This is a genomic window from Flavobacterium magnesitis (genome assembly GCF_041729735.1).
GTDB classification, from domain to species: domain Bacteria; phylum Bacteroidota; class Bacteroidia; order Flavobacteriales; family Flavobacteriaceae; genus Flavobacterium; species Flavobacterium magnesitis.
Genome location: NZ_JBCFQK010000007.1, coordinates 1 through 22,194, shown reverse-complemented (window position 1 = coordinate 22,194; position 22,194 = coordinate 1). Strand labels below are relative to the sequence as shown.

Below are 22,194 nucleotides of genomic sequence, written 5' to 3'. Positions count from 1 at the left end.
TTTAGATATTATTGTGTTTTAGCATCGAATATTTCTTCGTTAAAATTCAAAACCGATAGAATTTCAGCAATCGAAAAATGAGCACCACAAACAAATTCATCTGCTGCTCCATAATAAATAGTTAGTTTATCACCATTTACAATATGGCCGTTGGTAAAAACTACATATCCGAAAAAACCATTCAGTTCATACTCTTCTGTAGGAATCATTATGGGATCAATTGTTCGGGCAATAACTTTTGAAGGATTGTCAATATCCATCAGGAAAGCGCCAAGACAATATTGATTTTCGGCATTGGCACCATGATAAATTTCGAGCCAGCCTTGTTCCGTTTTAATTGGTGCTGCCCCAGCTCCTACCCTTGCACTATCCCACATGCCGTTTCGGGTTTTCAAAATACATTTATGATTTCCCCAATGTACGCCATCAAATGATTCAGCTAGCCAAATATAATTACCTCCAATTTTCGGGCTTGACGGACGATGTAATGCGTAGAATTTATTATCAATTAACTCTTCAAAAATGGCACAATCTTTATTATGCGGTGGAAAAATCATCCCTTTGTGGTCAAAATTTTTCCAATCTTTGGTTGTTCGTAATCCCACGCCCAAACCATTTTCTGAAACTGCTGTATAAGTTAGATAATAGGTTTCGGCAATTTTACTTACTCTGCAATCCTCGATTCCGAATTTCTCTAGTGAGCCTATGCCAGCTAATAAATTATTTTCCAATGGTTCATAAAAACGAACTCCATCATCACTACAAAGCAAACGCAAATGCGAAAGTGTGGTAAGATATTCCAATCCCTTATATTGAATTACCCGTGGATCAGTTGCAACTAAATCAGGATCATTTATTGGTATTTCGATAATTTCTATTTTGCCAAGTGAATTTAAGACAGGAAAAGAAATAAAATCTTCTTTTTGTGGCATTCCTTCTGCAACCCGAACCAGAAGTCCTATTTTTTCTTGATAGACAAATACGCCAGGATTCAACAGACTAATTATATGCAATTCACTATTGCTGGGTTGCAAATCTATTGGCATTAACAATGGATTTTCGGGAAAACGGCGGGCAATATCACTCATACAATTTTTCTTTACTCTATAAATTTACATTATAAAAATCAGCTATTCGTCTCAAAATAAAAAAGTAATGAGTTCGAAAACCCATTACTTTTTACTTAATATCAAATCAAAAAATATTAAAATATAATTTTATCCCTTAGTGGATAGACTCTATATATGTTTTAAAATTCATTATATCATCTTTAATCAATTTTTCAAAATAGGGATTCAGGAATTTTGCCGCTGCTTCTCCAGCAACTCCTAAAGGAGCATGATAAGAAATAGTAATATCCATTTCTGTAGTTTGTCCTTTGGGTTTAAACACTACTTTTCCAGCATTTTGAATTGTTGATTCAGGAAGTGATTGCCAACTTAAAAGTCTTTCTTTTTCATCTTTTACAATTTCGGCTTTCCATGTTAAGGTTCCAATTCCTCCCGGACCTTTTGCTGTCCATTCGGAAAGCGTTGAATTTATTGTTCTTACAGATTGAAGATGATTCATGAATTTTGGTAAATTTTCAAGATGACGCCAAAAAGCATACACCTCACTAACAGGTTTATTGATAATACTCGTTAGACGAATATTAACATTTGATGCTTTGTCATTTTTTAGATGATCCACTGCATCATATACCGGACAATATCCTGAAATACCACGCAGAAGCATTGCACCACCACTGGAAATTTTAGCGACGCATTTCTTATTTTGTGATGCTCCTTTGTATAATAAGTAAGCACCAGCTGTAATCATTGCTACTCTCTCTAATGTAGATACATTAGCTTTAGACTTTGAAGAATTTGAATTTTGTATTGCAACTGTATTTGATCCCATGATTTTAATTTTTTAGGTTATAAGTCCAAATTTATGAGGATAAACAATTTAATTTTTACACAATTAAAAGGATTAATTATATAATTATCAGATAGTTCCCTTTTTCATTGTATGTAAAAATCTAATTATTTAAAAAACATCATCCCATTTGTAACGGAATATAAATAATCATAGTTGTACCATGATTCTTTTCGCTGATGCTTTTTATAAAACCACGATGGTTGCTAACTATTTTTTTTGCTAAAGTCAGTCCCAGTCCGCTGCCTTTATAACCTTTATCCGCATGTAATCGGTAAAATGGTTCAAATATTTTTGTTTCATATCCTTTTTCAAAACCAATTCCATTATCTATAACACCAATTTTTATATAATGAATTTCAGGATTCCCTCCTATTTCAAGAATCTCTTTAGTAGAATATTTTTTGGATTCAATTTTTATTTTAGGAATAACTCCTGGTTTTGAATACTTTATGGAGTTCGTTATTAAATTGGTAAACAATTGTTGGATTTGGTGTGGAATCGCCTTTAGTACTGGAAAATCAGCAACCACGATTTCAGCATTTTTTTCAGTAATAATATCTTTTAAATCTTTGATACTTTTTTTCAGAATACTGTTTAAATCTGTTTTCACATATTTCCTTTCCAGAAAATTAGCTTTTGAATAGTTAACAACATCATTAAGTAACTGGTTCATGCTCGCTGTCAAACATTGAATTCGTTCCAAATCATGTTGACCAGATTCACTTATATTTTTTTCACTTTCAACTATTCTTTGACTAAACATCTGAATTTTATTAAGAAATTCGTGCAAATCATGGCTGGCAGCAGAAGTAAATAGCTCTAATTGATTATTGTGCTTTTTCATTTTCATTTTTTTAAGCGTCAATAATTGATTAACATTCACTAAATCAGTACTATCATTTAGTGTTAAAAGAACTAATTCATTATTAGAATTCTGTATTTGGCGGGCATTAACGAGCATTGTTTTTTTTCCAACATTGGCACAAATCATTTCCATTTTAAAATTCTCAATAATTTCATCTTCATGAATCACTTTACTAATTTGCTCTTTAAATTCAGAAATATTCCACTGAGCATTTTCAATGTCAAATAAAAGATATCCTTCGGTTTCGGTATCTGTTGTGTTGAAATATTTATAAAACGCGGGATTAGCGCTTTTTATAAAAAAATACCTGTCAATAATTAATAATGGTTCATGAATAGTTTTAATAATCGATTCTGAAAAATTTATATTCTTTGTCAGCTGCTTTTGACTTTCTTTAAGTTCGTCATTTAGATGGACTAATTCTTCCTGAATTGACTCTAATTCCTGGGCTGTACTTTCAGATTCTTCATTAATAGTTTGCAGCTCTTCAACATCTGTTTTTTTACTATTTTCCTGAATTTGAGATAAATCCTCTTCTGGTTCATCAATAAGTTTCGGATTTTGCTTTTTTTGTATGGATTTTGCTTTAGTTACATTCTCAAGCGGTACTTTATAAAAAAGAATCATCAAATGCTCATCGTCATTTTCAAGTAATATGATTTCAAAAGAGATAAGATAGGGTTGGTTTTTAACTGGAATATTGTCTTTTCGGATGTTTATCTTTTCTTTTTTTACTTTAAAAATAGCATTGTGCAATTCTAAACTGATATTTTCATCAATCATTTTTAAAATATTAAAACTTGGTTTTCCAGATGATGGAGATAAAAAAGGGCTGGTATCACCATGAAAATGAACAATGTCTAAATTTTCATTGATAATAACACTCACGGGCGTGTATTTAGAAAACAAAACGTCAGAGACAATTTTTTGGAAATCCTTTTTTTGTACTGTTTTTAATGGAGTAGCCTCATTTTTTTTTAATAAATTGTTTGTAGCAGATGGATTTGCTTTTAACTGATTGTGATCAGAACCTAATTTACGAATGTATATTTTTGTGGATCCTCCAATATTTTCGAATAAATTTTGAGCATGACTTACCGTTTCTGATTTTCCCAGAAACAGTATTCCTTTTTCTTGAAGTGAATAATGAAAAGAAGCTAAAGCCTTATTTTGTAAAAATGGATTAAAGTACATTAAAACATTCCGACAGCTAACCAAATCGATTCTGGCAAATGGAGGATTTTTTACAAAATTATGCACGGCAAAAATACACATATCACGAATTACTCTGTTAACATGATAATGACCATTCGTTTTTACAAAATAATTCTGCAATCTTTCTTCTGCTATATGTTGTACATCCTGATGAGAGTAAATGGCAGATCGAGCTTTTATAATGCTTTTTTTAGATAAGTCGGAAGCAAAAATTTGAACTTTTATATGAGTATTATTTGTTTCCAATAAATAGTCATGAATACTTATTGCTAACGAATACGCTTCTTCTCCAGTTGCGCATCCAGCCACCCAGATTCTCAGAGTATTATTAGTACTATTTTGTAGTAACGAAGGAAAAACAATTTGATTTAAACTTTCAAAATATTCCTGATCTCTAAAAAAGTAAGTTACAGTAATTAGAAAATCGTTGAATAGAATATCTTGTTCTGTTGTATTATTTTGAAGAAAACTATAGTAACTTTCTAAAGTGTCTTTTTGTATTATAACCATCCTTATAGCAATACGTCTCCTGATTGTAGATTGTTTGTAATTGCTAAAATCATTTCCAGTTCTTAAAAAAATAAGATTTATAATTTGGTTAAATATTTCCTTTTGTTTTATTGGGATATTCTCTTCGTCATTGTATCCATAATTGCTTGTATATTTTTTTTGAATTTGTAATAATTCAGATGGGATATTTTCGGGTGTCATTATATAATCTGAAACATAACTGTCAATAGCTATTTGAGGAATTCTTTTAAATACTGTCTTTTTTGGATCTTGTAATATGGTAACTCCGCCAGCTTCTTTAATTTTTTTAAATCCTCTTGCGCCATCAAAACCAGAATCAGAAAGCAACATGATCCCAATTAGGGAACTTTTATATACTTTAGACAAGGATTCAAAAAACACATCAATATCATTATGGTATCGTTTTTCATTACGTGTACTCCATTTCAGTTTTAAAACTCCGTCCATTGTAGTGAGTACATTATTTTCAGGCATGATATAGATTTGGTTTGGTTCCAAATTAATTTCATTTATAATTTCATGAACGGGGATTTTTGCATGTGGAGCTAATATTTCAGACAAATTACTAGAAACATTCGACATAAAATGCTGTATGATTATATATGCCATTCCAGAATTATTAGGTATATCTGAAACTATTTTTTTTAAACCATCCATTCCCTCAGTAGACACTCCAATGCCTACAACTGGAAAATTTGATGTTTTATTTTGCATTTTTTTTATAACAGGAACAGTCATCATAATGTATTGTATATAGTTAATAAAAGCATGAAATTTTAATACTAAACTGAATATACAGAATCACAAAGCAATTAATTAATCCTGTATTGACTGCTTCTTTTTGCAGAACAACAAGATTTGAAACTTGAATTTTGTTTTAAATAATTATTTATTTTATATCTGTAAATCAGTTTTAATACTTAATAAAAAAACCGCTTAAAATTCAGCGGTCTTCTTTTCTATTTTAATTTAGAATTAAAATATACGTGGATTTTGAGGATCTGTGTTATCAAAATCATCTTCATTTAAGTTGTTTCTGTTAAAGTCGTCACTCTCTTTATCTTCCTCATCATCTTCGTCTTCTTCAGAATCATCTTCACTTTCAACAGATTCCTCTCTATCCAAATCATTCTCATCAAAATCTTCTTTTTCTCCAAATTCTTCAAAATCATCTTCATTAGGAATTGAATTATTTAATGAATCTAAATCGTCTTCTTTATATTGATTTTTATCTTCTTGAGCATACTGATCATCTTGATTGTAATGCTCTCTTTCATCTGTATTCATACTATTTTGGTTTTAAAATGATTCCTTTAAAAAATTAAGTTTTTAAATCTATTTACAAATCTACAACCTCAACCACAGCTTAATTTATAGAATTACACTATAAGGTTACACAACTACAATGTTTTACTAATCAATAAGTTACTATTTGTGTTATACAAAATTATTCCGCGTGCTAATTTTACAACGACTAAAAGAAATTATATAAATAGCATGTAGCGTATGTACATACTTTTGAGAAAGTATTAATTTAATTTTAAAAGTTATGAAAACAGCAAAAAGCACTACGGCAAGCACTAAAACAAAAAGTGCAGCAACAAAATCCAAATCAAAAGGAAGCGTAAAAGCAAAATCTTCGGCTGCAGAAGGCCTTAGAGAATTATTTGTAGACTCTTTAAAAGACATCTATTGGGCTGAAAAAGCTTTGACTAAAGCATTGCCTAAAATGGCTAAAAATGCTACATCTGAGAATCTTCTAAATACTATCAATGACCATCTTGTAGTTACTGAAGAACAAGTTGCCCGATTAGAAGAAGTTTTTGAACTTATAGGTGAAAAAGCATCTGCAAAAAAATGCGACGCTATGGAAGGTCTAATCAAAGAAGGCGAAAGCATTATGGAAGAAACAGAAGAAGGTCCTGTAAGAGATGCGGGAATTATAGCTGCATCTCAAAAAATTGAGCATTATGAAATTGCTAGTTATGGAACTTTAGCTGCTTATGCACAAACCTTAGGTGAAGATGAAGCATTAGCCTTATTACAACAAACCTTAGAAGAAGAAAAAGAAGCTGATATGCTTTTAACTGAAGTTGCATACAACAATATCAACTTTGAAGCAGCTTCAGACGAAGAAAATGAAGATGATGAAGCATAATTTTCAATTCACCTTTATTAAAAGACCTGTATTTTTTTTAAATTTACAGGTTTTTTTTATGCACTTTTTAAACTGCTAATACTGTCTAAAATAAGTGCTGCTGTTTTATCAATTGCCTGCAATACAATTTCTTCAGCGGTTCCTTTAAAAACCTGACGATGACTTATTTTTGCTGTGGGAGTTATGATGTAAAAAAAAATGGTGCCAACAGGTTTTGTTCTGGTTTCACTACCACCAGCAGTAGTCAACCCTGTTATGGCGACTGTAATTTTCGAATGGAATATTTTGGATGCTTGTTGTGCTAATTTTTGTGTTACTTGAGCTGATTCAGGTGTGTGATTTTCAATTGCACTTCGCGGAACGTTCAATAATTGTTGCTTGACAAACACTTGATAGCATACAATTCCACCACGTAAAATTTTCCCAGACACTTTGGTCATAGAAAATTCTGCGCTCATTCTTCCAGCGGTGGCGCTTTCAGCAAAAGCAATATTCCATTTTTTTTCGGCTATTGCCTGGCTGCATTTAATAACTATTTCTGAAGGCATAATAAGTGAGTTTAATGAAATCTATTGAAATAATCTTCTCTACAATTCCATTTATACTGCGGTTTTATAAATAGTTTTTTTATCCTTTTCTAATTGATTAAATAAGTCTAAAGCATTTTTAAATACCTGATCCATACCCTGAGCATTTACTACTGGGTTTTCGTCAAAAATTTCGTCATCAAAAGTTTCACTAACATAATGGATGGAACGACATTCCAGTTTTTCAGAAAAATTATGTGTAAACTCAAAAAAACGATCTACTGGTCCAGTATAAAATAGATTTTCATAATTGGTATATTCCTCTTTTATATCAAAATAGTCCGTTTCTAATAATACTTCAATATTCGGATGGGTCAGTATATTTTTGAATAATTGGGTGTAACCACCTTTAGGCAATCCCTGATATTTATCTGCTTTTTCTAATTGAACTGGCTTAACATGATTTAAAACAATTTCTTCTTCATTGGTAACATTAGCAATAAATAATTCATTTGTAACACTACTATTTACTGAAATTGGAACTGTTTTGTTACCATTACTTGCTGTTTCTTTGTGTTCCAACGGATGCCATTCTGAAAACTGGTTGACATATTCCCACACTGATTGATCATTTGTATGAAATAAATGAGGACCATATTGAGAAATTAAAATGTCATTTTCATCGATGTAATCATAGCAGTTTCCTGCAATATGTTTGCGTTTTTCAATGATTAAAACTTTCTTCCCAATTGTCGCATAACGTTCTGCTAAAACGCATCCGGAAATTCCCGCACCGATGATTAAAATATCTATATTTTTCATTTTGCAAAAATTTTAATAATTGATTTCATCATATCAGCAGAAGTATCCCAGGATGTTTTCTGCAAAATTTTATAGTATTCCATTTCCATAGACAAACCATCTCTTTTATCTAACATAAATTTAATTGCTTCGCAAAACTCATCAGCACGATCAATTAAGCTTACACAAATACTGTAATTACGTACCACTTCCATAATTTTAGTCGAAATAATAGGTTTTCTTGCCGCCATATATTCTAATATTCTGGTCGGACTTATATATTTAGTAGTATCATTTAATATAAAAGGCATCATGACAATATCAAATGCTTTTAGGTAATGCGGGAGCTCTTCATAAGATTTTTCTCCGAGATAATAAATATTAGCTTCTTTTAAAAGCTCAGCTTCTTCAATTTGTTCCAAAGATCCTATCATAACAAAAGAAATATTGGGTAGTTTTTTAGCGACTTGATGGAGCAGTTGTAAATTGATTCGTTCATCAATTACACCATGAAAACCTACTATAGGTGAATTTAAACTAGCAATATCATACGGAATTGCAATCCCGTTTAAAACTTTCGAAAAATGATACTCATCTACTGAACTTGGAAAATAATGGACATTTTTATGAAATTGTTTTTTTGCTTCATATAATAATTTTTCACCAGTAAATATGATACTGGCTTGAGATATAAGGTATTTTTCCTGATTGATTAAATGCAGTGGCGTATTTTTAGATAAAGAAAGCTCCTCCATGCAATCATAGATTATATTATCAAAATCCATGGATCCTAATAAAGGACAAAAAGCAGCTGAATAAAACCATCCAAAAGAAATAGAATCATTGCTAACATATTGAGGAATAATTTCGGCTATAGATTGAATATCTTTTACATTAGGCTGTAAAACATGAAGCATTTCATTGATAACAATAAGATTTCCCGAATTTTCATTTTCATTGTATTCCAATGGCTCTTCGATAAAAAGTACTCGCATTGTTTTTGCCATTCGGCTAATGATATGTTGTGGGCGTTGGTACACCAATTGCCATCTTAAATGAGAAAATACAATCATATCATAATATTGCGCTGAATCCTGATAAGATGGTATGTTTTTATTAAAGATGTTTTTTTGAGTATTTATTAAATTGTCTATCATATCATTCATTTTAGCTTAAATTGGATTTGGTATAATATTGAAATCAGACTTTTCTATTTTTACCGGCAACAAATATATAGGAGACTTGCTACGTTTTTTTTACATCTTTAAACTCGAGATTTACATAATTCACAGTTGCTATTTTACTCGAATAATATTATAGATCTATTTATATTATTTGTAAGTGTGGTCGTAATTGCATCGTAACTATATCACAGCGTTGAGGCTGAGACAAACAAAATAAAACGCTCATAGCCACATCTTCTGCTTCAAGCATTTCCATTTTTTTAATTTTTTGGCGTTGTTGGGTTTTGGTATCTGACTGCATGTCACTCATTACCGCTCCTGGCTCAATAAGAGATACTTTGATTCCAAGTGGATTGATTTCTTTACGAAGCGAAGTGCTAAAACCTCTTATTGCGGCCTTAGTTGCAACATAAATTGTACTCGTTCCTTTACGAGTTTCAGCACTCATGGAACCAATATTTATAATATGACCTGATTTTTGGACTTTCATTCTAGAAACCGCCTCATAAGAGAAAGTTAGATACCCCATAACATTAGTATCCAAAATATATTGCCATTCTTTAGAGTCACTATCAGTAACTCCATCAGCTCCTAATGCAGCATTATTGATAAGAATATCTATTCCTCCAAGACTATTATCGATAATTCCCCATATTGTCTCGATATCTTCCTTATTAGTTATATCTATTGGTGCACCATACAACTCACATTTAGGGAACTTTTTCTTAATATCATCAAAAGCTTTTTTGAAGTCACGATCGTCTCTTCCAAAAATAAGCACCCGAGCTCCCAATGAAACTAACAAATCTGCAATTGCTTTTCCAATACCTGTTGTACCACCTGTAATAACAATGCGTTTTTGTTTAATGTTTTGTCCTAAATAATCTGATAAATTTTTCATAGCCTTTCTTTTGTGTTTTTGAATTAAGAGCAAATAGTACTTTTAATTTAGTTTCAAATCTAAGCCTAGCAACATTAGCTTTTTTACAATCTTGACTATATAATTTATATAATTACCAGTTATTTTTTGGAGAATATTCTAGTAAAATGACCCAATTAATAATGCTAAACTTAAATAGAAAACGATAGCATCTTAAATATTACTATAACTAGCCTCATGTTATTAAAAACACGAAGTAGTGATTGACAAATACCATCAAAATCTAATTTTAATGAGAATACATAAACAAAAAGCAGCAGTAAACGGGAGCTTACTACTGCTTAAAACAAACTATTTCTTTTTTGATATTATGATTTTGAAATATTACAAATTTCAAAAATTATCATTCTTTTGTAACCATTATTTCTTCAGTAAAAGAGCCTCTTTTATTTTAGTATAAATGGCTGTATTTTGATACACCCCTGAAAAATTTTGAGCTCCAGGACCGTAAGCAAAAACGGGAACAGGTATTGCCGTATGATCATTAGTACTAAAGCTTCCCTGTACATATCCTTTTGTTATACTGCCGTCAATTAATGACAATCCACCAGTTTCATGATCAGCTGTTACAATTAACAATGTTTCTTGATTTTTATCCACAAATTCCATTGCCTGACCTACTAATTTGTCAAAATCAAGCATTTCCCGAACCACATATTCTAAATCCTTCTTATGCCCACCGTGATCAATTTGAGCTCCTTCGGCCATGATAAAAAATGGATTCTTTGTTTTAGAAAAAGTATTCGTTGCTTTCGCTAAAGATTGGGCTAAAAAATCTCCTCTCCCCTCTTTAATAGAAACAACTGCTGCATCATCTAAAACTACCATTTTAGCATTTTTAATAGTATCCAAACTGCTAAATTTTTCCGAAAAGGAATATCCTATTTCAATCAACAATTGAGACAAATCTTTTCCGTCTTTTCTAGCCTTGAATTCTTTTAGACCGCCTCCGATTAAAATATCTGACGGATTGCTTAAAAAATCAGAAGCTATTGGTTCACTATAACTTCTTTCAGGCTGATGTGCATAAAAGGCTGCAGGAGTAGCATCTGTACTATTTCCTGCAGAAATAATAGCTGTTTTAAAATTTTTATTTGCTAATTGTTGCGTAATGGATTCTAGAGGTTTTCCGTTTTCATCCACGCTAATAAATCGATTATTGGTTTTATGTCCTGTTGCCATAGCTGATCCTCCAGCAGCCGAATCCGTAATATAACTATCTGAAGAATTGGTTATTGAGAGTCCTTGTGTTGGAATATTAAAGAGGTTTAATTGTCCCTTATTGGCTGTGTAACCCGCATAAATTTGAGCTAATCCCATTCCGTCACCGATAAGAAGGATTACATTTTTTGGTTTCTTTTTAGCGAAAGCTGCTGCGTTTTTAGGCATATATGCGGTATGAAACTCCACATTTTGATAGAATGTTGTTTTTATGTTTTTGATAAATTCTGCTAGAGCAGCAACAGTATCCGTTCCAATAAAATCAACTTTTAAATTCATCAAAGTCATCCAGGTATTCACATTATCCTGCGTAGCCCAGAATCTGATTTTTTTATGCTGATCATGTACCTTTCTTATTACCGATTGCATCTTTTGTAAATCAGCTTGTGTCAAAACACCTTTACCGTTCCAGATTGTAAGTTCTTTTAAATCTGCACTTATCATTTCAACACGGGACAATTCTTCTGGCGAATAATTTTCAGTAAGTCTTCCGTCAAAATAAATAAACTCAGGATATGTCGACCACTGCGACGGCAAAGGTCTGTTACCTGAAATCACCACTTTTATATTTTTATTGGAACTAATTTCTGGGAATCTTTTTAACTGCTGTACAATTGCTTTTAAAGTTGATGCTGCATCCGACTTGACATCAATCATCAAAATTAAAGGCTTATTGCTTGGATATGCTTTGCCTTCTAAATTTTTAAGTTTTAAAGAAAGTGGTTCTAAATACAAACTTTTAAGCGTGTTGTGTTGAGCAATTTCTGTTGCGGTATGCGCCACAAACAGTTCATTATTTACCAAAAAAACATCGGCTTCGATAACGCCAACTTCATTAGAATACGCTCCATAAAAAGGAAGCGAACTGGCGTAATCATTATGCGAATGAATATTGGAAGAAGTATATTCCTGTGCTTGCAAAAACAGGAAAAACTGGAGGCAAAAAAAGGTTATTATTTTTTTCATTGAAAATAGGAATTCATTCATTTGCAAAGCTGTAGGTGGCTTAGCATAGAATATAAATTGTAATTAATGTGTTATTTACTTTTTTATTTCGGTGGTGTAAATGACTTCTCCTTTTTCGTTAACTGCCTGCACATACAATGTATTGGCTAAAGCTGAGAATACCATAAACCCATATTCCGATGAAGCCAGTTTGCTAAAAGGCAAACGATCAATTGGAGTAGCCTCAGAAGCTGATCCAGAAACAAAATAATGTGTTTTACCTTCTGGTAGTAAATGCTGTAAATCATGATCATGTCCAGCGATATAAGCATCTACTTCATATTTATCAAATAATGATTTCAATGATTTTCGTACTGCCTTAGTATCATAAGCTTCTCTTCTTTTTAAAGTTGCCGTAAATAAAGGATGATGCCCCACAACTAATTTCCATTTTACACTTTTAGGTGCTTCTGTCAGGATTTTAACAAGCCATTTTTTTTGTGCGGTGGAATCCTGTGAAATTACATTTCTACCATACTGTTTACTTTTGTAAAACTCAGGAATTAATGGATTGGTATCTATAAAAGCAATTAAAACCTGCTGGCTTGGATCTCCATTGATATTGAATGTTTCACTGTAATATCGGGCAGGCATATTCCAGCGTCGGCTTATTTTTGAGTAAGCAACCTGAGCATCTGGATTGCCAGCATAATCATGGTTTCCTAAAATAGGATACCAGTTCCAGTGTAGTGAAAAATCAGTGTAAATATCTTCAAAAGAAGATTTCCATTGCGGGTCATATTCACTAGCAACACCAACCGGATAGAAGTTATCACCTGTGGAAATTATGAAGTCACGGTTGATGGCTGTAGCAGTAATCCCCATTTGCTTAGCTACAGGAATTTGATGGTCTTCACCAAATCTACCCCAATCTCCCATGACGATGAAATTCAGCGCATTTGAGTATTTTTTAACCGAAGTATCTTTAGTTTGAGCAGCAGCAAAATTTAAAGAGAGTATGCAAATAAATACTTTTACTATTTTTTTTTGTAACAATAACATTTTCATTTTTTTCTACTAATTAAAAAATTGAAGGCTGTTGTAAGTATTCTATTGAAAGAAAACTAACAGCCTTCAAATTAAATATTTAATCTATTTGAATTAATATCCTTGGTTTTGTACTAAATAACCAGGAGTATTTGATGCACCATCAATTGCCTTTTGTGGAATAGGAAACAACCTATGATCTACATCAGTATCTGATTTTGCTGACCAAGTATCTTCATAGTGTCCAAAACGAATTTGAGTAGTTCTTCTTAAACCTTCCCAGTAAAATTCAAATCCATATTCTCTGTATAAAATATCTAGATTTATAGTAGGAAGCGCAGCAGGAATAGGAGCTCTTGCTGTTCTTGACGTTCTTACCGTATTCATATCAACTAGTGCACCAGCATTATCTCCCTTTCTTAATTTAGCCTCTGCTCTCATCATGAAAATTTCGGCATATCTAAGCAATACGATATCAACACTGCTAAAGTTGTTTCCATCAGGAGAAGTATGGCTAAACTGGTATTTTGACACTCTATAACCCGATTTATGAAAACTGCCTTCATTGGTAAAGTCTACTTTTAAAGTAAGATTCACATAATCCACATTTTTATCCACTCCGTTTCCTTTAATTTGCTTAACAGGATAAATTCTATAACCATCATCACATCTAAAGAAAGCACCATTTGCATCTTTTCTCGCTGCCCATGGCACACCTCTCAAGATTCCTCTGTCAATTTCAAAATCCTCTGCTTTTACACAATAGTAATGATCTTGATCATTAAGTGGTGATAATCCTGTCAAATCTTTTAAATGGGCTGGTACCTTAGCATTATCTTTATAAAATCTCGAATCAGCATCAGCAGGATCTACAGAACCATAAGCATCTACCCAAGTTTGATAAAAATCCGATGTAATGGCAGGACCATCTGTTCCATCTGCATTAATTGATTCTGGTCTTGGAAACATAGATCCTGGAATTGACCAATAAGCCCAGCGATTATTTTCAGCGGATAAAACGCCACGCTGATCCAATGCAAAGATTAATTCTTTATTTGAATTATTATCATCATCAAATAAATCAAAATATTCAGGAGACAAACTGAATTTACCTGAGTTTATAATGTTATCTGTATATTTAATAACCTTATCCATATCTTCATTAGTAAACTGCGGAGTTCCATAAGGATCACGGTAAACAGCAGCATTTAAATATAATCTGGAAAGAAATCCCCAAACTGCAGCCTGCGTCATTCTACCTGGACCTTTATCATTATTAATAATATCAGCAACAGATAACAACTCACTTTCTATGTAGGAAATGGCATCTTGTCCTCGAAGTATTTCCGAATTACTGGCTGATACTTCCTTTTTAAACGCTATTCCCCAGTTGTCTAAAGCTATCATATTTAAATAAGCTCTAAGCGCTATCATTTCATAAAGTGCTCCTTGTGCTTCTGTATTACCACTTTCTGCAAGAGGTCTTAAAACTTCAATTGCAGATAATGCTCTGGAAGTATTTATTGTAAGCTCATTCCAAGTACTGGTAACCAAGTCATTAGTAGGTGTAATGGTATGTGCATGTACTGCTAAATATTTACCCCCGTCATACCAGTCTGTTCCTCCTCTATAAGGTAAAATACCTTCGTCACTGGCGATTAACTGTAAACCAAAATTATTGGTGTGTATCCAGGTCGCTTTCAATTGACCGTATGCAGGAGCAATTGCACCGTTAATCGCATCTGCTTGTCCACTTCCAGTTAAGGATTCATCTAATATAGCTTCTTCTAAGTCAGTGCAACTCCAGTTGAATAACAAACTGATTCCCAGAGCTACCAATATTATTTTATTTTTCATTTTTGTTATTTTTTAAATTAAAATGCCACGTTTAGCCCTAATAGAATTGTTCTATTTCTAGGATAGCTGAAGTAGTCAATTCCAAATGACTGAATTTCTCCAACTGAAATTCCAGTGTTTAATTCAGGATCATATCCGCTGTACTTTGTTATCACAAATAAGTTTTGTCCAGTTACTGAAAGACGGATGTTATCCATTACATTATCCAATCCGATTGATTTTGGGTTTAAATTGTAACCTAGAGTTGCATTATTTAATCGTAAGAAACTACCGTCTTCTAAATATCGGGTTGAAACAGTGTTAGAGTTAGTTGAAGCTTCGTTTAAAAATTCTGAAGCTCTACCAGTGGTGTTAAAAGAATTTGCAAGCTGACCTCTGTTGAATGAAGTCATTGCTACGTGGTTATAAATTTTATTACCAACAGTACCATTGAAATTAGCTCCTAAGTCAAAATTCTTATACTTAAAATTCAAATAAAAAGCATAAATGTAGTCTGGTAAAGCACTTCCAGCAATGATACGGTCATTGTCAAGAATCTGACCATCTTGATTTGTATCTTCAAATTGGTTCAAACCATCAGCACCAATTCCTGTAAATTCTAGCATATAAAAAGAACCAATAGGCTGTCCGTTAAACACTCCGTTTATTGTTGCTCCAGTTTGTCCGCCACCCTGCGCTGCACCAGTTGTCAAAATGGTATAAGGCGATTTTTGTACTTTATTATTAGTTAAAGATATATTCCCACCAATGCTATAAGAGAAATCACGGCTTTTATCGCTACTATAATCTAAAGCTAACTCTACACCACTGTTTTTTATCTCCATTTTAGGAATGTTTGTATAATATCTTGGTGTAGGTTGAATAGGGTCTGTTGGTGCTATTTCTAATAAAATTTTATCTGAAACTTTGTTAAAGTAATCTACAGTACCCGACAATCTATTATTGAATAGGCTAAAATCTAACCCTATATTTGCCTGCGTTGAAACTTCCCATTGAATATCCGGACTAGCTAAACGGGTATAGATTGTACCATAAGGATACCCCCCTAAATCTGTAGCAGATGGATCTAATGGATACGTATCGTTTCCTGTATTACTTTCGGTATAACTCGCTTTAGTTATTTTAGATGGAATTTCCTGAGAACCTGTTTGTCCCCAACTTGCTCTTAGCTTCAGATTATTGATCACTTCAGATTCATTTAGAAAATCTTCTTTACTAATATTCCAACCCAATGCTACAGATGGAAAGTATCCGTATCTATTGTTTTTACCAAATTTAGAAGAACCATCCGCACGCATTGTGGCAGTAAGCAAGTATTTGTTATCATACGCATAATTTAATCTTCCAAAGAAAGACTGAAGTTCGTTCTCTACTGCAGACGAAGCCTGAGTTGGACGTTCACTTGCTGTTTCTATTTGATTTTTTGGTTCTACACCATTATCAGGGAATCCAGATAAATTATAGCTCTTTTGGTTGACTTGTATTTTTTGGTAAGACTGACCTGCCAAAATGGTGAAATTATGAGCATTTGCATTGAAATTATACGTCAATGTATTTTCGTATAAAACATTATTATTAGTAGTAAGAATAGTATTCAAAGAACCTAAAGTAGTGTTTGTCTCTGAGCTGTATGGCAACACCTGTACGTCTCTTTCTGACATCGAATAATCCACTCCCAAGTTGAATTTATAGCTTAATCCTTTTATAAACTCATAAGATGGAGCAATGTTAGCCAAAATACGATTGTTGTTTGTCTCATCAGAGTAATTTCTCTGACTAATTAAAGGATTTAGCACATCATTGCTTAAATTCACATTAGGTTCTCCATTTACATAAACGGCATCTGTAGGATTCATTGTCAACATATTGCCTACTATACCTCTTGCGTCTGGTCTTGAATTTTCAAGTTTAGTTCCTGTAAAATTAAAAGCAATATTAAACTTATCATCAAACGCTTTTTGATTTAAATTCAAACGACCTGAATAACGCTTTAAATCACTGTTTTTCAAAATACCTTGTTGATTGTCTACACCTAAAGAGGCTGCATACGTTGAATTATCAGTTCCACCACTCATCGATAAATTTAAATTTTGAGAAACACCAGTTCTGGATAATTCATCCTGCCAATCCGTATTTGCTCCTCCGTCAATTAGAGTTCCGTTAACCGCAGCAACTTGTGTTCTAAATTCATCTGCACTAAAAACATCCACTTTATTAGCTAATGTTGAAAATCCAGTAGTCATATTAAGATTGATTTGAGTCCTGCCTTTTGCTCCTTTTTTAGTCGTGATTACAATTACACCATTTGCAGCTCTGGAACCATAAATTGCAGATGCAGATGCATCTTTAAGAACTTCAATACTTTCAATATCCTGTGGATTAATAAAATTTAGAGGATTTGAAGCAACTCCATTATTCGAATTGTCTAAAGCAAAGCCGTCTACTACATAAAGAGGCGTTGTTCCTGAACGTAAACTTCCTACTCCTCGAATAATGATATCCTGAGAAGCTCCAGGCTCACCACTTGCAGCTGTAACGTTAACACCGGCAACTTTACCTTGAATCAACTGTCCCACGTTGGCCACAACTCCTTTATTAAAATCTTTACTTTTTACCGAAGCAATAGACCCAGTTACATCAGATCTCTTTTGAGAACCGTAACCAATAACTACAACCTCATCTAAAGAACTTGTTTCTTCAGTTAACGAAACACTTAAAGTTTGATTTCCTGAATAAGAAACTTCTTTTGTTTTAAATCCAATATAAGAGAAAACCAAAACACCGCTTTGTTCTTTTAATTGAATCTTGAAATTTCCATCAAAATCGGTTGTTGTTCCAAATGATGGTTGTCCTTTAATGTGGACTGATACTCCTGGAATAGGTTGCCTATCCGGATCAGAAACTACGCTTCCTGATACTGATACTTGCGAATAGGAATAGGACATACACCCTAAAGCAAGAATTAAAATTGCATAAATTTTTTTCATGTTAAATACTCGTTTTTGTTTTGCCAAAAGTATTTTAAGCAAGAGCCATAAAGGGGGAATTTTGATTCACAAAAGAGGATTTTGGATTCAAATTAGGATAAAATTAACCATCAAAAAGGGGAATTTTGCTCGCTAACATTAAGCTAACTTTCCACAAACACAGGGCTAACAATACTTTTAAGATATTGTTTTGTATTCTTTAGGACTTTTTCCAAAATATTTTTTAAAAGAGCGTCCAAAATATTTGGGATCATTATACCCACACTCAAAACTGATCTCAGAAATATTTAGTTTTTTGGTTTTTAATAATAGCTCTGCTTTTTGCAATCTAAGAGAGGTTATTACATCAGAAGGGGATTGATTTAAAGTCTCTTTAAATATACGGTAGCATTTTACTCTGGAAATTCCCAAATTTTCTACCAATATTTCTACGTTAAAAGAAGGATCCTGCAATTCCTTTTTTATTATTTCTAAAGCTTTTTTTACCAACTTGTCATTAGTGGTTATCAAAGGATCATCATCCGTTAAAATTTCAAATATTTTTTGCTGGATTTTATTTTCTTGTACTATCTCTTTTTGTTTCTCAATTAGAGAAGCTATTTTTTTGGCAACAAATGAAGCATTAGCTGGCAACTGAATTAAAGTATCTATACCCAATTCTAATAATTGCTCATGCAATTCATAATTAATATCTTCAGATATGTAAATCATGGGCATTTTTAAACCTCCCTTTTTTTTATTAGCATCTAAAAAATGAACCAGTTCTTTTGAAAATGTTGCTTGGTAAAACACCAAAGCAGAAAAGTTGATTTGTTTTACAGCAGCGTTTAGATTAGCCACCGAATTTTCAAAAAGCAACTGATGATTCCTGTTTTCTAAAACCTGATTGGCTGCCGTATAATCAGATTGATCGCTAAAGACTAAAAACAATTCTTTGTCCTCCGAGAGTTGATCTTGTTCGTTGAAATGTTTCCAGGAAATTGTTTCCTTAGTTTTTAGATTTTCGGAAACCAGTTCTAAAGGAATTTGTAGCGTACTCTTAAATTGTTCCTCCGAATTATCAAAAAATTCACCTTTCAAATCTTCTAATAAAACATGTAAAGCTTTAAAGTAAGGGCTATAATGTGAAATATTGTACCAATTGTTTTTTAAGATAACACTATCGGAAACTACAGTAACTTTTAAATAATTATTTTCATAACCCATTTCGATACTTAAGCTACTGTCTGTCTCAGAATATTTACTGATATCATTAAAAAAATATTGCAATAACAACTTTAATCGCAATACATCTATGGCAACAAAAGAATCCGATTTGTCTATTTCGCAATTAAAATTAACCTGATTGCGTTGCAGCTCCTTTTTTAATTTTTCAATACTATTCTTTAAAACTGGAAACAAATGAACCGCTGATTTCTTAACAGGACCAATATCTTTAACATAACTCAAATAATTCCATCCCGAAATAAGATTCGCCAGTCTGTTAGATTGGAAAACTAAATCTCGCTGGACACTCTTATCATTTTTATTTGTATTTGAAATCTCAATGATCTTTGCTATTGGATCTTGGAACTCCGCGAGCATAAAGGTTTTAAACTTTTCGATTTCAAAACTTTCGCTTTTAAGATTGCTATGTAATTTTAAAAGCTTTTCTTTCTGCTCTACTATTTTTTTGTTCTTCTTATCGAGTTTTTCATTAATTGCTTCCAAATCTTTTTTCTGGGATTCTATTACTTTGGTACGAGATTTTATTTTTGCTTCCAGATGCTTTTTTTGTGCAATAGCTGTTTTATTTTTAAAATAAATTAAAACAATACAGCCAAAAAGTATACAAGCCGATAATAAAACATAAAACAGAATGGTTTCATAAAATGCTTTACTGATATTGAGGGTAAAAAATACAGGTTTAGCAACTCCATTTTTCCCCTGTTTTATCCAAAAATGGTAATCTCCCGAAGATAAATTGGCATATTCTAATTTATTGGTATCTTTTAATAAAGTCCAATTTTTATCTCTTCCCTCTAATTTATAATAAATTTCGACTTTACTTTCTTTAGGAAATACAATAGGAATTATTTCAATTTCCAATTCATTATCAGTAAAACTTTTTTCTATTTCGGGTAAATAGTTTTCGTTACCATCAACAATCAATTTGATTTTTGCATTGAAATTAGTAGATTGAAGCGTATTCGGATTGAAATAATTCAGTCCATTTACACCTCCAAAAAACAAATTGCCTTTTGCATCTTTATAATAGGCTCCTTCTGAAAATTCAGGTGCCTGCCATCCATGATTTGGATTATAGGAAGTAATTTTAAAATTATTCTTAGTAATAGATGCAATTCCTTTTGTGGTGCTAATCCAAACCTTATCTCCATTATCGATAAGACCATACACCATGTGACTTGGAAGACCATCCGCCTCTGTAATATTTTTTATTAAACCCTTTTTTTTATTAAAAATACTGACCCCGCCTAAGGAAGCAACCCAATAATTATCTGTAGTCTTGTCAATCAGGACAGAATAAACGCTATTTCCCAAAATTCCTCGATTAGTAGAAATTTGGTTTATTTTGTTAGTGTCTAAATTCAGAACGATAACCCCATTATTTTCGGTCGCTAAAATTAAATCCTGTTTGTGTTTTTTAACACACCTGATGTGGTATTTATTTAACGCACTTTGCCCTTTGAAACTTTCAAATTTTTCAGTCATTAAATTAAATTTAGCCACACCTCCCCAACAGCCTATCCACAGCTGTTTCTTTTCGTCCTCATAAATGGAATAAGACCTATTATTAGGCAGTTCTTTGATTTTTTCAGCTTCATAACAAGTGTATTTATCTCCCGAAATACGTATGATGCCTTTATATGTTCCCGCCCAGATTGTTCCGTCACTAGCTGTAAACAAACTTCTAATTCGTTCCCAATCTGGATTTAAAGCGGATTCCTTAATTCTAAATTTTTCGTAAGAATGACTTTTTTCACTGTAATAATAAAGTCCTTTTGTATAATAACCTAACCAGATTTTTCCGTCAGTATCTTTAATAATAGTTCTAACAGTTTCCGTTGGTAAATTTGGATTTTTTACAGGATGAGGTGCTATTGTGTTTATTTTTTCTGAACCTGCAAACGCCATACTCAAACCACCATCTTTTTGTCCTAGCCAAATGTTTCCAAAAGCATCTTTGTGGAGCGTTTCAATTTCGTTGCTAGTAATGGAATAGGGAAAATATAAATCAGAAGTAAAATGTTCAATTGTATTATTGTTATTAATGATATACAGTCCGTTTTTTCGAGTAGCATACCAAATATTTCCTGCTTTATCTTTTAAAACGTCATTGATTATAAGATTAGGATATTTTCTTAATAGGATATTTTTCAGACTATTAGTATCTGCTTTTTTTATAGAATTTAAAGGTATTGCAACAAAAGTTTCTTCTTTAAATTCATAATAATCAGTGCTGGTTTGAACTACAACATTTCCTTTTTCAGAAAGTTGAATGCTTAGCGGAATTCCTTTAAACTCAAATTTCTCAAATTCTCCGTTTCCAATATATCGATTAACATGACCTTCTTTAGTAATGAGCCAGATAAAGTCTCCCTTATCCTTGATTAGTTTCATGATATAGTCACTTGAGATTGTTTTAGAATCATTAAAATTGTGCTTAAAAATTTTAAAATTATAGCCATCATAATAATTCAATCCATCCCATGTAGCAATCCAGAGCCCTCCGTCTTTGTCATTTTCAATATCAATGACAGAATTATTAGAAAGACCTTGATTTGTAGTAAAATTTTCAAATTTTATTTGTTGTCCAAACGATTGTAATGTGATGAAACATATTACAAATAATCTTGTAACCATTTGTTTGTTTTTTAACCAACAAGAATACAATCACAAGTTTACTTAAACATAAATTGTGTGTTAAGTTTAAAATAGGTGCTAATTTTAATTTCAAAAGACCTCAAATTCTACAATACTATATTTTTTAATAAG

14 protein-coding genes are annotated in these 22,194 nt (G+C 32.2%); 1 reads left to right on the top strand and 13 read right to left on the bottom strand.

Going from position 1 to position 22,194, the window contains the following annotated elements:
* Positions 1-8: 8 nt before the first annotated feature.
* The 4 genes from AAGV33_RS06605 to AAGV33_RS06590 all read right to left on the bottom strand — a co-directional run bounded on the left by AAGV33_RS06605 (position 9) and on the right by AAGV33_RS06590 (position 5,818).
* Complete coding sequence (locus tag AAGV33_RS06605) at positions 9-1,088, bottom strand: glycoside hydrolase family 130 protein (protein ID WP_373391175.1); 1,080 nt, start codon at positions 1,086-1,088, stop codon at positions 9-11.
* A gap of 136 nt (positions 1,089-1,224) precedes the next feature.
* Complete coding sequence (locus tag AAGV33_RS06600; protein WP_373391174.1) at positions 1,225-1,899, bottom strand: SRPBCC family protein; 675 nt, start codon at positions 1,897-1,899, stop codon at positions 1,225-1,227.
* A gap of 139 nt (positions 1,900-2,038) precedes the next feature.
* Positions 2,039-5,245: a CheR family methyltransferase gene (locus AAGV33_RS06595; protein ID WP_373391173.1), complete on the bottom strand. Its 3,207-nt coding sequence runs from the start codon at positions 5,243-5,245 to the stop codon at positions 2,039-2,041.
* A gap of 261 nt (positions 5,246-5,506) precedes the next feature.
* Positions 5,507-5,818: a hypothetical protein gene (locus AAGV33_RS06590; protein ID WP_373391172.1), complete on the bottom strand. Its 312-nt coding sequence runs from the start codon at positions 5,816-5,818 to the stop codon at positions 5,507-5,509.
* Positions 5,819-6,080: 262 nt separating this feature from the next.
* On the opposite strand from AAGV33_RS06590, the gene AAGV33_RS06585 reads away from it, so the two are divergent.
* Positions 6,081-6,689 carry a YciE/YciF ferroxidase family protein gene (locus AAGV33_RS06585; protein WP_373391171.1) on the top strand — a complete coding sequence of 203 codons (609 nt, stop codon included), beginning with the start codon at positions 6,081-6,083 and terminating at the stop codon, positions 6,687-6,689.
* 56 nt (positions 6,690-6,745) lie between these two features.
* On the opposite strand, the gene AAGV33_RS06580 is transcribed toward AAGV33_RS06585, so the two are convergent.
* From AAGV33_RS06580 to AAGV33_RS06540, 9 genes are all read right to left on the bottom strand, one after another.
* On the bottom strand, positions 6,746-7,237 hold the full coding sequence (locus AAGV33_RS06580; RefSeq protein ID WP_373391170.1) for a CinA family protein: 492 nt from the start codon (positions 7,235-7,237) through the stop codon (positions 6,746-6,748).
* Between the two features lie 51 nt (positions 7,238-7,288).
* Positions 7,289-8,038, bottom strand: coding sequence for a UDP-galactopyranose mutase (locus AAGV33_RS06575; protein WP_373391169.1), 750 nt, complete (start codon positions 8,036-8,038; stop codon positions 7,289-7,291).
* Positions 8,035-9,174, bottom strand: a complete 1,140-nt coding sequence (locus tag AAGV33_RS06570; RefSeq protein ID WP_373391168.1) for a glycosyltransferase — start codon at positions 9,172-9,174, stop codon at positions 8,035-8,037. The genes AAGV33_RS06575 and AAGV33_RS06570 overlap by 4 nt, the downstream gene beginning before the upstream one ends.
* A gap of 169 nt (positions 9,175-9,343) precedes the next feature.
* Positions 9,344-10,102, bottom strand: coding sequence for an SDR family oxidoreductase (locus AAGV33_RS06565; RefSeq protein WP_373391167.1), 759 nt, complete (start codon positions 10,100-10,102; stop codon positions 9,344-9,346).
* A gap of 399 nt (positions 10,103-10,501) precedes the next feature.
* Positions 10,502-12,328, bottom strand: a complete 1,827-nt coding sequence (locus tag AAGV33_RS06560; RefSeq protein ID WP_373391166.1) for an alkaline phosphatase — start codon at positions 12,326-12,328, stop codon at positions 10,502-10,504.
* A 75-nt stretch (positions 12,329-12,403) separates the two neighbouring features.
* Positions 12,404-13,375 carry a purple acid phosphatase family protein gene (locus tag AAGV33_RS06555; protein ID WP_373391165.1) on the bottom strand — a complete coding sequence of 324 codons (972 nt, stop codon included), beginning with the start codon at positions 13,373-13,375 and terminating at the stop codon, positions 12,404-12,406.
* A 93-nt stretch (positions 13,376-13,468) separates the two neighbouring features.
* Positions 13,469-15,211: a RagB/SusD family nutrient uptake outer membrane protein gene (locus AAGV33_RS06550; RefSeq protein ID WP_373391164.1), complete on the bottom strand. Its 1,743-nt coding sequence runs from the start codon at positions 15,209-15,211 to the stop codon at positions 13,469-13,471.
* A 17-nt stretch (positions 15,212-15,228) separates the two neighbouring features.
* Entirely contained in the window at positions 15,229-18,198 is a 2,970-nt protein-coding gene (locus AAGV33_RS06545; RefSeq protein ID WP_373391163.1) for a SusC/RagA family TonB-linked outer membrane protein, read from the bottom strand.
* Between the two features lie 177 nt (positions 18,199-18,375).
* Positions 18,376-22,062 carry a two-component regulator propeller domain-containing protein gene (locus AAGV33_RS06540; protein WP_373391162.1) on the bottom strand — a complete coding sequence of 1,229 codons (3,687 nt, stop codon included), beginning with the start codon at positions 22,060-22,062 and terminating at the stop codon, positions 18,376-18,378.
* Positions 22,063-22,194: the final 132 nt, after the last annotated feature.